Below are 14,159 nucleotides of genomic sequence, written 5' to 3'. Positions count from 1 at the left end.
TCGTTCCATGACGCTCCGCGTCTCCGGCACGCGGACGACCGCTCTCGCGTCCCCACCATGCCGCCCGTCCCGGAGCGGGCGCGGGGGCCGAACGGGCCGGGGCAAGACCGTGCGGCCTCTACCCGCCCCGTGGGTGCCGCACGACGCCGGCAGTGAGGAACAGACCGAGCGCAGGAGGTGCGCACCCATGTTGTCGCCTGTCATCGCCGGAGTCGACGGATCGGCCGAGGGCCTGGCCGCCGCGGAGTGGGCCGCCCGGGAGGCGGTACGCCGGAACCGGCCGCTGCACCTGCTGCACGTCTGGGTCCGGCACTCGCACGGACACCACAGCACGCCGGCGAGCACCGCACATCGGTATCCGGCGCGCCGTGCCCTGCGCGAGGCGGAGGACCGCGTTCGCCGTGCGTGCCCCGGCGTCCGCCTCGGCGCGGCCGAGCAGGTCGAAGGGCCCGCGACCGCTGCCCTGGCCGACAGTCGACAGTGCAGCGGTTAGTGGTAGCAGTGGTTCCGATTCAGGTCTGGTCACTTATGAAACGCGCCGTGCCCCCGCACCCGTCGCAGAGCCCGGGACGCCGGCGGCCGGCGTGGCCGCGGCGCACCTGGGCGCCACGCCGTCGGCCGGGCACTTGTCCTGGCCGGCGGCGCGTCCATGCTCACGGCAAGCCTGGCTGTTCGCCTGCCGTGGCCGACACCGGCGGGATGTCCCGCCACCGCGATCGGACTACCTGGCGGCCTCCAGATCGGCGGACTGCGTGTCTCCTATCTCCACGCGGAAGGGGTATGTCCCGGCTGCGGTGAACGTGTCGTGGATCGGCATGATGAGCGAGGTGAGGCGACGGACGTTCGCGTCGCCGATCGGCGTCCACAGCGCGGCGCAGTGCTCGTCGGTCTCGACCTCGATCTGCTCGCGCGCCGCGATACCGGCATCGGTCGCGGTGCCGTCGGCGTTGAGCCAGCCGCGTGCGACGAGGCGTGTCGTTGCCGCAGCCACCTCCTCGTCGTTCCACAGCCGGGTGGCACGTGCGATCGCTTCCGGGAAGTGACCTGTCGCGGTTTGCAGAACGTTGCAGTCGCACGGCCCGAGGCCGTTGGCGGCGAGCACGATGAAATGCGCGTCGCCGCGCCACTCGCGCAGCACCGTGATCTGCTGCCATAGCGCGACGAGCGGATCGGACGGGAGGGCGACCGAGACGTTGGCGGCAGCCATCGTCTTTCCGGCGTAGTCGGCACGCGCGACGACCGGGTCGATCAGCGATCGTGCCTCCGCGATCTGATCGGCGGTGAGGTGTACGCCGACGCGCTGCAACGCACGATCGACGGCCGCGAAGCGAGCGGCCTGCCACTGCTCTGGCGTGGCGATGTCCCACACGCCTGCCATGGCCTGCACCGACCGTGGACTGAAGTTGTAGAAGGCCGCGAGCGTGACCTGCCACGGGACTGCGCCCATCGGGGCCGACCGGAACGCGAAGTACGCCGGTCCGTACTCGGTCACGCCGAGCTTGGCGGCCTCTTCCGGTGCCTCGGGGATGAAGTAGACGAACAGGTGGGTCGCATTGATGGTGAGGCTGACCTCGCGAACGGCGTTCATGTCCATGTGGGCACGACCAAGGGTGCTGGCGAGATGCATCGCAGGTTGTCTCCTGGCAAGTCGAAGGATCAACGGCGGGTGAGGGGGTGGCACGAGGGTGACCGCACTCAACCTCAAGTGGTGAAGTGCGAGATCGTCTTTGACCTGTCCGGTATGTCAGGACGGCTCTGGCGCGGTGATCCGTGCGGAGATTGCGCCGAGTTCTTGCACTTCGACCCGGACCGTGTCTCCCGGTGCCAGGTAGGGGCGATGGCCGGACAACTCCTGGATGCAGCCGGTGCCCACGGGGCCGCTGGCGAGGATGTCACCGGCTCGCAGCGTGGTGCCGCGCGACGCGTGCGCCAGCATCTCGCCGAACGACCAGTGGATCTCGTCCCAGCTGCCGCCGCCGTAATGCTCGCCGTTGACGTACCCGTTCATCCGCAACGCATAGCCCTTGTTCGAGCGGTAGGGCTCCAGCTCGTCGGGGGTGACGAGGAACGGGCCGAGGCTGGTCGAGGCGTCCTTGCTCTTGGACGGGCCGTACACGAACCCCATCTCGCTCGCGGAGATATCGCGCGCGCTCCAGTCGCAATAGACCAGGTAGCCGGCGATGTGCTTCTCCGCCGTGGCGGCGACGAGGTCGGAACAGTCCCCGGCGATCACCGCGGCGACCTCGACCTCGTAGTCCCACCACCGCGCGCCCGGGGCGATGGGGACCTCGTCGTGCGGTCCCTTGATCGCCGCCGGGTTCGAGAAGAAGAAGAGTGGATACTCGTACCAGACCGGGCTGACCGTGCCGTCGGCGACGGCTGCCTTGCCCGCGTTGCTGATGTGACGCTCGAACGCGGCGAAGTTGCGGACCGCCGGGGGTACCGGTATCGGCGCCAGCAGGTGGGCCGTGGCCAGCTCGACGATCTCGGTCGGTTCCCTGGCTGCGGCGGCCTCCAGCCCGCCTTCGGCGCGCAGCAGCTCCAGCAGGTCCGTACCCAGGGCGTGGATGGTGTCGTCGTGCACCACGCCGCAGCGTGTGGAGCCGTCCGCGGAGCGGTAGCTGACCCACCTCATCGGGCAAGCACCTCCCGGGTGTAGTCGTGGAGTCGTCGTGCGTCGGCGGGGGATGAGGCCTGGGGGTCCAGGGGAATGGCGACCCCCTCGCTCAAGGCGACGGGGTGGCCCGGGGCGCCGGGATCCAGGAACGGCAGGATCTCCCCGACGGCGGTCTCCACGGGTTTGCCGGTCGCGCGAAGGCGGCCGATCTGCGCGGCCTCGGCCTCGTCGTAGTCGCCGGCGAAGCTCGTGGCGACGGTGCCGGGGAAGTTGAGCACGTACTGGATGGAAGGGTGACGGCCGACGAAGTCGACCGCGAGCGCGGCATTGAGGAGCCCGGCCCGGACCATCGCGGTAAGTCCCTGATAGCGCGTCCGCTGCTGAAGGGCGTCCCAGCGTGGGGGCCCTAAACACCCGGCGCCGCCGAGGTTGAGCACGACCGGATCGGCGGCGCGGCCGAGCAGGCCGGCCAGGCCGTGGCTGAGCAGGAAGCGACTGAGGTAGGACAGCGCGAAGTTGGACTCCGAGCCGTCGGCGGTCTCCGTACGCCTGGAGCGCTGGAACCGAGCACCCAGGACGAGAACGTCGATCGTGTCGAGCTCTGCGGAGAGCCGGTCGATCAGCCGCCTGTTCTCGTCGACGAGCTCCAGGTCGGCCCGGAGGAACAAGGCGCCGGGCTCGGCCTTGGCCTTGTCCGTCCCGACGGTCACGACCCGGTCTCCACGCCCGAGATGGGTACGGGCGAGGCCGCGCCCGATGCCGTCCGTGCCCCCGGTGATCACGACCGTCCTCATGCGGCCACCGTCCGCGCGAACTTGACGATCTCCTCGACGAACAGCTCCGGCTGCTCCAGAGCGGCGAAGTGGCCGCCCGCGGGGATGTCGTCATTGAAGTAACGCAGGTCGTGGTAAGCGCGCTCGGCCCAGACGCGCGGGGTACGCGTCAGTTCGTCCGGGAAGACGCTGACACCGACGGGGAGGTCCAGCTCGGTCAGAGCGAGCGGCTGCCGGGCGTACTCCCAGTACAGGCGGGCGGCAGAAGCAGCGGTACCGGTGAACCAGTAAAGGGAGATGTGGTCGAGGATCTCGTCGGGGGTGAGGGCGCCCGGCCGGGTCCAGTCGAGAAACTTTTCGTAGATCCACGCCGCCTGCCCGGCCGGGGAGTCGGTCAGGGCGTAGCCGATGGTCTGCGGCCGGGTGCGCTGCATGATGTGGTATCCGGAATGGACGGCGATGAAACGGCTGCCCTGTTCGAGTGCGACCTTCTCCTCAGGGGCCGGGTCGTCGCCGACCGGCGGGGCGGCGAGGAACTCGGGGAAGTTGACGTGGATCGCGCGCAGGCCCGCCGGGCGCTGCGCCCCCATGCGGGTCGCGACGACACCGCCCCAGTCCCCTCCCTGGGCCACGTAGGAGTCATAGCCGAGGCGCTGCATGAGTACGCCGTACGCGCGGGCGATCCGGTCCGGGTCCCAGCCGGTGGAGGCGGGCTGGTCGGAGAAGCCGTAGCCGGGCATCGAGGGGATGACGAGGTGGAAGCCGTGCTCGGTGAGCGGGCCGACGGTCTTGAGGAACTCCAGGAACGAGCCCGGCCACCCATGCAGCAGCAACAGGGGAGTGGCGTCGGGGCGAGGCGAGCGCACGTGCATGAAGTGGATGCCGAGACCGTCGATGGTGATACGGAATTGGCCCAGCTCGTTGAGCTGCCGCTCGAGCTTGCGCCAGTCGTAGCCAGTGGCCCAGTAGTCCAGCAGCTCCTCAAGGAGCTCCAGTTGCACCCCCTGGCTACTGTCCGGCGCTGTCTCCCGGCCGGCAAGGCGTACCCGGTGGAGCCGGTCCTTCAGATCCTTAAGGGCACTGTCCGGAATGTCGATGCGAAACGGTGTCGCACTGTTCGGTGTCATGATCACCACGATGCGCCTGCGCCGGATCCGCGGTCCAATGATTGTTCCGCAACACGTAATACGAAGCGCGTATAACACCAGCTAGGCTAGTTTGGTGTCCGATCCCTTCCCCACCCCCGTGGATCTCGACCTGCGGCTGGTGCAGTGCTTCACGGTGGTCGCCGAGTACCAGCATTTCGGCCGCGCGGCCGAGGCGCTGCACACCACCCAGCCGTCGCTGAGCCGGCAGATCCGCCGCCTCGAACAGCAAGTGGGCGCCCGCCTGCTCGACCGCACCACGCACGGCACCCGGCTCAGCGAGGCCGGCGAGATCTTCCTGCCCCAGGCCAAGGGCCTGCTGCGCGCCGCGGTCGAGGCGATGGCCCGCACCCGCGCCGCGGCCCGGCCCAGCAGCGTCACCATCGGCTACACCAAGGGGCTGATCATCACCTCGGCCGTGCGCGCCCTGCGCGACCGCAATCCCGATGCCGAGGTCCACACCCGCCTGCTCGCCTGGAACGACTCACGAGGCGCGTTGCTGGAGCACCGCGTCGACGCGGTGGTGACGCGCCTGCCGTTCCCCACCGACCAGCTACGCATCACCGTCCTCTACGACGAGCCGCGCGTGCTGGTCGTGCCGCGGGACCATCGTCTGGCCGGCAAGAAGTGGGTCACCCTCGACGACATCGCCGACGAGCCGATCCCCCACGTACGCCAGTCCGACCCGCTGCTGAACGCCTACTGGCGGCTCGATCCCCGGCCCGACGGGCGGCCCGCGCCCGACGGCCCCCTGGTCGAAGCCCTTGAGGACAAACACGAACTCATCGCCGCCGGGCAGGCCGTGGCCATCGGGCCGCCCCTCGACTACGCGACCGGCCTGCACCCCAGCCTCACCACCATCCCGTTGCAGGGGGTCGAACCCAGCCAGGTCGTGCTCGCCACCCGCACCGGCGACCGCAGCCGCCTGGTCACCGCTTTCCGCAAACATGCCGAAGCTCTGCTCACCGGAACCCACCAGGCTGGACCGACACGCACGACGTGATCCGCGGCGGCTCCGCCCGCATACACGAGCGATCATGGCCTGTGCCTGGTCTGCCGCCACAGCGCCTCGATGAGATCGGCGGACTCGTCCGGGGACTTCCCCCGCACCGCTGAACTGGACGACGCCGAGCAGGCCGCGCTCGATCAGGGCGTGACAGTACGGCGCGGTCAGGGCTGCACCCCGCGCGTCAGCACCACACCCGGTGTCCACCGCGCTCTCCCCACCCGATGCCGGCCCCTCGACGGCACCCTGCCCATCCCGGAACAGCGCAAGGCCCGCCGCGAGTACGAGAACCGCGCCAACACCCTCGTGCCCGACACCCCGTAGCAAACCGCGATCGCGCCCACGTGGGCGTGCCGCCGCCAACGGGCCGGCGGTCGACCGCCGCCGGTGAACGAGGGGCTGCCGGATCAGCACGGCTGAACCGCCTTCCTCCTCCGGGAGCGGGACTCTCGCACCGGCCCCGCAGCGGAGCCGATACGTTGGTGCCGAGCGGCGAAAGGCGTCGGTCATCGCATCGGGTGTGTGGAGGGACGGCGTTGGGGAGCGCGGAAGAGACCCAGAGGGCACGTCTACGGCTGCCCCACCTCCGCCTGGACGAGCTGCTGGAGGAGGTACAGGCCCGGCTGGACGCCGCGCGCGGCACCCGTGACCGGGTGCACAGCCTGCTGGAGGCGGTGCTGTCGGTCGGCCGGGAGCTCGATCTGCAGCAGGTGTTGCACAGCATCGTCGAGGCCGCCGCGCTCCTCGTCGACGCGGAGTACGCGGCCCTCGGCGTCATCGGCCCGGACGGCAAGCGGCTGTCCGCCTTCCACACGGTGGGCGTCGGGCGGGAGCAGATCGCGCGCATCGGCAACTATCCGGAGGGCCACGGCATTCTCGGCGAGCTGATCCGGCACCCCGAGCCGCTGCGCCTCGCCAAGCTCTCCGAACATCCCGCCTCCTACGGCTTCCCGCCCCACCACCCGCCCATGAACAGCTTCCTCGGTGTCCCCATCAGGGTGCGGGACCACGTCTTCGGCAACCTGTACCTGACCGAGAAGCGCGGCGGGCAGCAGTTCGACGAGGACGACGAGTCGGTGCTGGCCACCCTGGCCGTGGCGGCGGGCGTGGCGATCGACAACGCCCGCCTGTACGAGGAGTCCCGGTTGCGCGAGCGGTGGCTCCAGGCGAACGCGGAGATCACGCACAGCCTGATGTCCGGTGCCGACCAGGGCGCGGTACTGGGCCTGATCGCCGAGCGGGCCAGGGAGATCACCGCCGCCGCCCTGAGCGTGGTGGCCGTGCCGGTACGCGGCACCGACACGCTCGTGGCCGAGCTGGCCATCGGCAGGGCGGCCGAGGCCCTGCGCGGCCTCGTGCTCCCGGTGGAGAGCAGCCTGGTCGGACAGGCCTTCCTCCAGGCGGCGCCGGTCAGCACCACGGACGTGTCCCGCGACGAGCGGATCTCGGCGGACCCGCCGCGTTTCGACGGTCTGGGACCGGCCGTGGCCGTTCCGATCGGCTCCGGGGGCAAGCAGGTCCGTGGCGTCGTCCTGCTGGTACGCGAAAGGGACGGGAACGAGTTCACCGCGAAGGAGACGGGGCACCTACAGGTCTTCGCCGCGCAGGCCGCCGTGGCGATGGAACTTGCGGAGCACCGCGAGGACGCCGAGCAGATCGCCCTCTTCGAGGACCGTGACCGCATCGCCCGGGACCTGCACGACCTGGCCATCCAGCGCTTGTTCGCCACCGGCATGACCCTCCAGAGCGCCGACCGCTTCATCGACCACGAAGGCGCCGCCGAGCGGGTGCGACGCGCTGTCGACGACCTCGACGAAACCATCAAGATCATCAGGTCCACCATCTTCGGTCTGCGCTCCCGGGAGGACGACACCGCCGGTCTGCGTTCCCGCGTGGTCCGAGCGGTCGGTGAGGTCACGCCGGCCCTGGGGTACGCGCCCAGCCTCCGTATGGAGGGCCTGCTCGACACCCACGTGTCGAAGGAGACCGCCGACCACGTCATGGCCGTCCTCTCCGAGTCCCTCACCAACATCGCGCGGCATGCCCGGGCCGACCGTGCCGACGTGGTCCTCGAGACGGACGGCAGGCTGGTGCGGCTCACGGTCACGGACAACGGCGTAGGCATACCGCCCGAGGGCCGTCGCAGCGGCCTCGCCAACATGGAGGAACGGGCGCGACAACTCGGCGGCGCCATGGAGCTGAGCAGCCCCCGCGGAGGCGGAGCGCGGCTGGTGTGGCACGCCCCGGTGGGGGAGACCCCGCAGTCTTCGTGAGGCCGGCGCCGGGACCTGGCCTCGCGCGGCGCGCCGGCCTTCCGCCCCGTGACCGCCAGGCCGGGGCCGCACCACAGCCCTGCCGCCGCAGCGGATTGCACCACCACCGCCACAGCCGATCCCCTGGTCCCCGCCGACCCCTTTCCGCCGCCCACGGCATCCCTCCGCTCGGGGGATTCCTGAGCCCAGGGGGACCGCACCACCGTCCGGACGGGGCCGTTCACCGGTGGTTCCGGGACCGGGGCCCGCGCCCGCTCGTGACGTCCCAGCCGTCCTGGACAGGCCGACCTCACGACAGCTCGGTGGGATAACCTGCCCCGATGGACAAGGTGTTGGACGAGGGCCCTTTCTATCACGGGACGAAAGCCGATCTGCGGGTCGGAGATCACCTCACCGCCGGTTTCCGTTCCAACTACCGGCCCGAAGTCGTGATGAACCACATCTACTTCACCGCGTTGCGCGACGGCGCGGGACTCGCCGCCGAACTCGCCGCCGGCGACGGGGCCCCGCGTGTGTATCTCGTCGAACCGACAGGGGAGTTCGAGAACGATCCGAACGTCACCGACAGGAAATTCCCCGGCAACCCCACCCGCTCCTACCGCAGCAGGGAACCGCTCCGGATCGTCGGCGAAGTCACCGACTGGACGCGACTGACACCCGAGGCTCTCCAGATGTGGCGAGAGCGGCTGGCCGCGATCCGTGCGGACGAGCGCGCCGAAATCATCAACTGACAGCCGTTCGGCCGGCCCGGGAGCGGGACGAGTCACGCCGCCGGGCCGGCGAGTACGGGGGAGGAACATGGCCTCGGGCGGGCCCGTCCGAAGCACTGAGACGTAGGCGATGGGCGGGCAGCTGCCGCAGGTCGGATTGTCCGGAAACGTAACGTACCGCGCCGGCCACCCGAAGGCCGGCACGGGCGAAGTACGCGATCCGCCGCGCACCCTCGCCCGACTGGCGGCCCCTCGCCCGGCTGGTAAGGCACGGGACGGCCCCGTGTCCCGCCGAGCGCGCACGGCCCCTCAGCCCGGGAAGCCGCCCGTGGACCGCAGGTGCCAGCGTCGCTCCGCGTAGGCCAGGTCGTCCCGCCACAGGCGGCCGGCCGTGCCGCGTACCAGGGGACGCAGCAGCGGCGCGGCGCGGCGGGCGGCCGTGAAGCCCGGGCGGTCGGAGGCGGCGATCACCGCCTCGATGACGGCGGTGCGGGGCCGCCCGGCCCCGTCCGCGCCGAGCGGGGTGGCATGGGTCTCCACCACGGACCCCGCGCCCTCGCCCTCGGTGACGCGCATGACGACCGTGCGGGGGCCGGGTGCGGTGAAGACGGCGCGGACCGGTACGACGAGGCGGCCCGCCACCTTGAAGGACACGTCGACGGTCAGGGCGTCCGGGCCGACGTCCATCGCGCCGGCCGGATCCCCGGAGGCGTCCACCACGGTCAGGTCGACGAACGAGTACGGGTGCAGCCACGCCCCGTGCCACGGGTCGAGCCGGTTGGCCACCACGTCCTCCGGCTCACAGACACCCACGCCGGTGTAGACGGCCGTCAGAGCGCGCGCGGGCTCGGGCCGGGCCGGTACGACCGGTGCGGCCAAAGGCTCCTCGCCGCCCACCGCGTCCAGCCGCGCCCACACCAGCACCCCGTCGTCGTACACCGGCAGCGGCGACCAGCCCGCGTACGGGCCGCCGTCCAGGGCCAGCCCGTGCCAGTGGCACACCAGCGTGCCGCAGCGCACCGGACTGTCCCGCAACGGCGCCCCCAGGTGCGGGCAGACCCCCGGGCCACCGACGGGCCGGCCGTCGGGCCCCCGCCACACGACGATCTCCTGCCCCGCCACGGTCCGCGCCAGTTTGCCGTCGCCCCGCAGGGCCCGGGAGGCGCCGACGACGTACCAGTTCCCGGACGGGCGGGCCTGTGCCCGCTTCAGCGCCGCGGCGATCAGACCGGGCCGCGCCTCGCGCCAGGTCGGCCGCTGCCTTTCCCAGGGCACGGCATGGCGGCGCAGCGACAGCGGCAGGCGGCGACGGCTCACGCGACGCCCTCGGCGAGGCGGACGGCCGTCGTCGGCGGGAGGGAGGCGGCGGGCAGGGCGCGGCCGGCCGGCCGGGGTGGGGGAGTGGTCCGCGCTCGCAGCCGGGCCGCCGCCACCCGGGCCAGCCCATCGGCGGCGACCACCGCCCTGCGCCGCCGCGCCACCACGGACCGCCGGTGCAGCACGGCGTAGCCGTCGCGGGCGACGGCGTCGAGGATGCCGCCGTACAGGACGGCCGCGGTGCGGATGCAGGGCCGGGCCACCGGTTCGAGCAGCTCGATACCGGGCACGGCCTCCCGGTACACGCCGCGGGTCAGCGCCTCGAACTCCCTGAGCGCGGCGGTGATCCGGCGGTCCGGGTGGCCCGTGGCGCGGCTCCAGACCAGCAGTTCCCTGTCGACGCCGTGCCCGGCGAGCAGGTCGGCGGGCAGGTAGACGCGCCCGCGGTCCAGGTCCTCGCCGACGTCCCGCAGGAAGTTGCTCAGCTGGAAGGCGACGCCGAGCGCCGCGGCGTACGGCTCGGCTTCCTCCCGTGGCGCCACCGTGCCCAGTACGGGCAGCATCTGGAGCCCGATCACCGCGGCCGAGCCGTGCATGTACGCGCGCAGGTCGGCGTAGGCGGGGTAGCCCGTCACGACCAGGTCGGAGCGCATGGCGGTCATGAAGTCCCGGAAGTGGGCGTGGTCGATGGCGTAGCGGCGGGCGGTGTCGGCGAGCGCGCGCACCACCGGCTCCCCGCCGCCGCCCCGCCGCAATCCCTCCTCCAGCTCCTCCTGGAGCCGGGTCAGAGCGCGCGCCCGCGCCTCGGGTCCGGGTCCGGTGCCGAGGGAGTCGACGATGTCGTCGGCCCAGCGGGCGAAGCCGTACAGGGCGTGTACGGCGGGCCGGCGCTCGACGGGCAGCAGCCGGGTGGCGAGGAAGTAGGTCCTGCCATGGCGGGCGTTGAGGGTCCGGCAGTGGCGGTAGGCCGCGCGCAGCGCCGGGTCGGTGATCCCCGCCGCGTCCAGTTCTCGATCCGTCATCCTGTCCTGTCTTCGGTCGTGGGGGCCGTGGGGCTTCCCGGCGGCGGGGACTGCCGTGCGGCGGCCGGGGAGTCCGGGGAGTCCGGGGAGTCGAAGGAGGAGATCGGCGGCAGCTGTGCGGCGGTGAGGCGGCGGAAAGGCTTCTCAGGCGCTTGTGGGGCGGCCCGTTCACCCGTGGCGGCCGGGGCGGCGGTCCGCTCCGGCACGGTGGCGGCGGGGGCGCCGGCCCGCTCCGGCGCAGTGGCGGCCGGGAAGGAGCGCGGGCGGCCGCCGCCCCGGCCGGGTCCGCCCGTGACGCGGGCCGCGGCCAGCTTCCCCGACAGCAGCACGGTCGGCACGCCGACGCCGGGCGTGGTGCCGCAGCCGGCCAGGACGGCGTTCCGCGTGCCGCGTACCAGGTTGCGCGGCCGGAACGGCCCGGTCTGCGCGAAGGTGTGGGCGGCCGAGAAGGGGGTTCCGGCGGCGTGTCCCCGCGCGTGCCAGTCGGCCGGGGTGACCAGGCACTCCTCCTCGATGGCGGCCTCGATGCCGTGCAGTCCGCGCCGCTCCAGCTCCCGCAGCAGCGTGTCCCGGTAGCGCGGACCGAGGTCGGACCAGGCCGCGGGGCCCGGGCCGATGTCGGTGTTGGGGCAGGGGGCGAGGATGTAGTGCAGGTGGCGGCCGGGTGGCGCGAGGGACGGATCGGTCGCGGTGGGGCGGGTGACGAGCAGCGACGGGTCGCTCATCAGGCTTCCGGCGCGGGTGAGTTCGTCGAAGGTGCTGTGCCACGCCGCGCCGAACGAGATCGTGTGATGGGCGAGGTGGGGCCAGGTGCGGTCCGTGCCGGCGTGCAGCACGACCGCGGAGGGGGAGTGGCGCAGCCCGAGCGGCCGGCGCGGCCGGCGGCCGAGCAGCCGGTAGACGACGGGCAGGTCCGGGGTGAGGACGACCGCGTCGCACGGGATGCGGCCGGCGTCGGTGACGACGGCCGTGACGCGCTCGCCCGACCGCTCGAGGCGGGTCACCGGCTCCCCGAACCGCAGCTCCGCCCCGGCCGCGGCAGCCGCCTGGGCCATCGCCCGCGGCAGGGCGTGCATGCCGCCCCGGGGAAAGTACACGCCGGCGACGGTGTCCATGTAGGCGATCACCGCGTAGGCCGCCAGCGCCCGCGCCGGAGGCACACCCGCGTACAGGGCCTGGAAGGAGAACACCCGGCGCAGCCGCTCGTCGCTCAGGAAACGGCCGATCCGGGCGTCCAGGCGGCCGAAGCCGCCGAGGGCGGCCAGCCGGGCGAGATCGGGGTGCAGCAGACCGAGCGGCGAGTCGAAGTCGGCGTCGATGAACCGGCGCAGCTGCACCCGGTACAACCGCTGGAGCCAGTCGCGCAGCCGCAGGTAACCCGCCGCCTCCGCCGCCCCGGCGAACCGCTCCACCTCCGCGGCCATCGCCTCCGCGCCGGTGTGCACGTCGAGGCTGCTGCCGTCCGCGAAGCAGGCCCGGTAGGCGGGGTGCAGGGGGATCAGCTCCACCCGCTCGTACAGGCTCTCGCCGACGGCGGCGAACGCCTCGTCGGCCAGGTCGGGCATGGTCAACACGGTCGGCCCCGTGTCGATCCGGTAACCGGCCAGGTCCAGGCGCCCGGCCCGGCCGCCGGGCGCCTCCTCGCGCTCCACGACGGTGACGCGGCGTCCGGCCCCCAGCAGGTGCAGCGTCGCCGACAGCCCGGCGAGTCCCGCGCCGACGACCACGACGTGGTCCGTGGGCCCGGGCAGGGCGCGGGTCACCGGTCGTCCCCGCGCCGCCGCGGGCACGGGCCGTGCGCGGGCGGCGGACCCGCGCCGGCGTGCGTTTCCGGCGGCGCCCCCGCCGTGGCGAGCAGCAGGTCGCGCAGCGGCCCGGCGCCCTCGGCGTCGAGGGCGGCGCCGTCGAAGTGCCGCAGCCCCTGCGCGGCCAGCCGGTCCACCTCGGCCTCCACGGTGGCGCGCGCGCCCGTAGCGACCAGTACGTCCCGCACCTCGTCCAGGCCGCGCTCGGTGAGGGCCGGATCACCGAACCACCGGTCCAGCACGGCGAGCGCGGTGCCGTCGCCGGCGGCCTCGGCCCCGGTGCGGGCGACCGCCAGCAGATAGGTGGGCTTGCCCTCCCGGATGTCACCGCCGCACGCCTTGCCCGTCCGAAGCGGATCCCCGAAGACGTCGTCCAGGTCGTCGCGCAGCTGGAACGCCATCCCGACACAGCGCCCGGCCTCGCCCAGCCGGCGCAGCGTCACCTCGTCCGCGCCCGCCACGGCGGCCCCCAGGGCGAGGGGCCGCTCGACCGAGTACAGGGCGCTCTTCAGGCGGGCGGCACGCAGCACGCGGGCCGGGGACTGGGCCGAGGTGACCTGACCGTGCAGGTCCAGGTACTGGCCCGCCACCATCTCGGTGCGCATGTCGCTCCACAGCCGGCGCACCACCTCACCCGTTCCCGGCGCCAGCGGTGTCTCGGCCACCAGATCATCGGCCCAGACCAGCGCCAGGTCCCCGCCGAGGACCGCCGCCGACTGCCCGAACCGCCCGGCCCGCTCGGACCCGGCCCGGTCGGCGTACCGGTCGGTCAGGTCCGTGTGCAGCGCGGGCCGGCCGCGCCGCAGCACGGCCCGGTCCATCACGTCGTCGTGGACGAGCGCGCACGTCTGGAGCAGTTCGAGGGCACCCCCGATCCGCAGGGCCGCGGCGGCGGGCCCCGGGTCCCGGCCGGCACAGGCCCGCGCGGCCCACCACACCAGCCGGGCACGCGTGCGCTTGCCACCCTGGAGAGTGAACCGCGCCACCCGTTCGGCCAGTTCCCCGGCGAACAGGGGATCCGCCAGACGAGCGCCGCGCAGACGCTCCGCCAGCACGTGGCCGAGCACCCGGCCGACGGCTCCGGGCACGTCGGCGTCGATCCGGCGCACCTCGGCCGGCCCGGCCGGAAGCGGCTGGCGCTCGCGGACACGGTGTCCCTCCCCGTCGTCGGCCGCCGTCGCGTGCGGAAGCGACCCCGCGGGTCCCGCCGCGCCCGGCGGCGCGGTCGCCACGGGGTCCTTCGCGTGGACAGGCCGCATCCCGGTTCCCTCCGTCGTGCTCGTATCCGTCGTGCCGTCACCCGTCCGCCGTCGCACGTGCGGACACGTGAACGCCCCGCGCGATCGCCGGGACCACCGGGGATCCGCCCCCTCCACCGTGCCGTGTCCGGCGCCCGGCCGCTCGTCACCAGGGGGCGCCCTGCATCCGCCGGGGTACACAATCCGCGATACCGGGCCGGGACAGCGTGTCCCCGACGGCCGGTCCGGGGCC

At 73.0% G+C, this 14,159-nt stretch carries 13 protein-coding genes; 5 read left to right on the top strand and 8 right to left on the bottom strand.

Going from position 1 to position 14,159, the window contains the following annotated elements; all coding sequences use genetic code 11:
- Positions 1-187: 187 nt before the first annotated feature.
- A complete protein-coding gene (locus IH25_RS0130125; RefSeq protein ID WP_030617665.1) occupies positions 188-493 on the top strand; it encodes a universal stress protein in 306 nt (101 codons plus the stop codon).
- Positions 494-721: 228 nt separating this feature from the next.
- Here the strand turns inward: IH25_RS0130125 and IH25_RS0130120 are convergent, their stop codons facing one another.
- From IH25_RS0130120 to IH25_RS0130105, 4 genes are all read right to left on the bottom strand, one after another.
- Positions 722-1,588, bottom strand: a complete 867-nt coding sequence (locus IH25_RS0130120) for an SCO6745 family protein (protein WP_409350151.1) — start codon at positions 1,586-1,588, stop codon at positions 722-724.
- 156 nt (positions 1,589-1,744) lie between these two features.
- Entirely contained in the window at positions 1,745-2,635 is an 891-nt protein-coding gene (locus IH25_RS0130115) for a fumarylacetoacetate hydrolase family protein (RefSeq protein ID WP_030617662.1), read from the bottom strand.
- Positions 2,632-3,411, bottom strand: a complete 780-nt coding sequence (locus tag IH25_RS0130110; protein ID WP_030617661.1) for an SDR family NAD(P)-dependent oxidoreductase — start codon at positions 3,409-3,411, stop codon at positions 2,632-2,634. The genes IH25_RS0130115 and IH25_RS0130110 overlap by 4 nt, the downstream gene beginning before the upstream one ends.
- Positions 3,408-4,517, bottom strand: coding sequence for an epoxide hydrolase family protein (locus IH25_RS0130105; protein WP_209445393.1), 1,110 nt, complete (start codon positions 4,515-4,517; stop codon positions 3,408-3,410). The genes IH25_RS0130110 and IH25_RS0130105 overlap by 4 nt, the downstream gene beginning before the upstream one ends.
- Positions 4,518-4,611: 94 nt before the next feature.
- On the opposite strand from IH25_RS0130105, the gene IH25_RS0130100 reads away from it, so the two are divergent.
- From IH25_RS0130100 to arr, 4 genes are all read left to right on the top strand, one after another.
- On the top strand, positions 4,612-5,538 hold the full coding sequence (locus tag IH25_RS0130100) for a LysR family transcriptional regulator (protein WP_030617658.1): 927 nt from the start codon (positions 4,612-4,614) through the stop codon (positions 5,536-5,538).
- A gap of 69 nt (positions 5,539-5,607) precedes the next feature.
- Complete coding sequence (locus IH25_RS0130095) at positions 5,608-5,865, top strand: hypothetical protein (RefSeq protein ID WP_051754223.1); 258 nt, start codon at positions 5,608-5,610, stop codon at positions 5,863-5,865.
- Between the two features lie 212 nt (positions 5,866-6,077).
- Entirely contained in the window at positions 6,078-7,814 is a 1,737-nt protein-coding gene (locus IH25_RS0130090) for a sensor histidine kinase (protein ID WP_030617654.1), read from the top strand.
- Between the two features lie 320 nt (positions 7,815-8,134).
- Positions 8,135-8,545 carry an NAD(+)--rifampin ADP-ribosyltransferase gene (arr, locus tag IH25_RS0130085; RefSeq protein WP_030617651.1) on the top strand — a complete coding sequence of 137 codons (411 nt, stop codon included), beginning with the start codon at positions 8,135-8,137 and terminating at the stop codon, positions 8,543-8,545.
- Between the two features lie 288 nt (positions 8,546-8,833).
- Here the strand turns inward: arr and IH25_RS0130080 are convergent, their stop codons facing one another.
- From IH25_RS0130080 to IH25_RS0130065, 4 genes are read right to left on the bottom strand one after another with little or no spacing between them, the layout of a single operon-like run.
- Positions 8,834-9,841: a DUF5914 domain-containing protein gene (locus IH25_RS0130080; protein ID WP_030617648.1), complete on the bottom strand. Its 1,008-nt coding sequence runs from the start codon at positions 9,839-9,841 to the stop codon at positions 8,834-8,836.
- On the bottom strand, positions 9,838-10,863 hold the full coding sequence (locus IH25_RS0130075; RefSeq protein ID WP_030617645.1) for a phytoene/squalene synthase family protein: 1,026 nt from the start codon (positions 10,861-10,863) through the stop codon (positions 9,838-9,840). Before IH25_RS0130075 ends, IH25_RS0130080 begins: the two co-directional genes overlap by 4 nt.
- On the bottom strand, positions 10,860-12,626 hold the full coding sequence (crtI, locus tag IH25_RS0130070) for a phytoene desaturase family protein (protein ID WP_030617643.1): 1,767 nt from the start codon (positions 12,624-12,626) through the stop codon (positions 10,860-10,862). Before crtI ends, IH25_RS0130075 begins: the two co-directional genes overlap by 4 nt.
- Positions 12,623-13,927 (bottom strand): polyprenyl synthetase family protein, encoded by a 1,305-nt coding sequence (locus tag IH25_RS0130065; RefSeq protein WP_030617641.1) that lies wholly within the window; start codon positions 13,925-13,927, stop codon positions 12,623-12,625. Before IH25_RS0130065 ends, crtI begins: the two co-directional genes overlap by 4 nt.
- Positions 13,928-14,159: the final 232 nt, after the last annotated feature.

This window comes from Streptomyces achromogenes subsp. achromogenes (assembly GCF_000720835.1).
Classification (GTDB): Bacteria; Actinomycetota; Actinomycetes; order Streptomycetales; family Streptomycetaceae; genus Streptomyces; species Streptomyces achromogenes.
This window is presented reverse-complemented; position numbering and strand designations above follow the sequence as displayed.

Coding starts and splice junctions, on each gene's coding strand:
- IH25_RS0130125 (WP_030617665.1), top strand. CDS start 188: ATGTTGTCGCCTGTCATCGCCGGAGTCGACGGATCGGCCGAGGGCCTG.
- arr (WP_030617651.1), top strand. CDS start 8,135: ATGGACAAGGTGTTGGACGAGGGCCCTTTCTATCACGGGACGAAAGCC.
- IH25_RS0130115 (WP_030617662.1), bottom strand. CDS start 2,635: ATGAGGTGGGTCAGCTACCGCTCCGCGGACGGCTCCACACGCTGCGGC.
- IH25_RS0130075 (WP_030617645.1), bottom strand. CDS start 10,863: ATGACGGATCGAGAACTGGACGCGGCGGGGATCACCGACCCGGCGCTG.
- IH25_RS0130120 (WP_409350151.1), bottom strand. CDS start 1,588: ATGAACGCCGTTCGCGAGGTCAGCCTCACCATCAATGCGACCCACCTG.
- IH25_RS0130095 (WP_051754223.1), top strand. CDS start 5,608: ATGAGATCGGCGGACTCGTCCGGGGACTTCCCCCGCACCGCTGAACTG.
- IH25_RS0130110 (WP_030617661.1), bottom strand. CDS start 3,411: ATGAGGACGGTCGTGATCACCGGGGGCACGGACGGCATCGGGCGCGGC.
- IH25_RS0130065 (WP_030617641.1), bottom strand. CDS start 13,927: ATGCGGCCTGTCCACGCGAAGGACCCCGTGGCGACCGCGCCGCCGGGC.
- IH25_RS0130105 (WP_209445393.1), bottom strand. CDS start 4,517: ATGACACCGAACAGTGCGACACCGTTTCGCATCGACATTCCGGACAGT.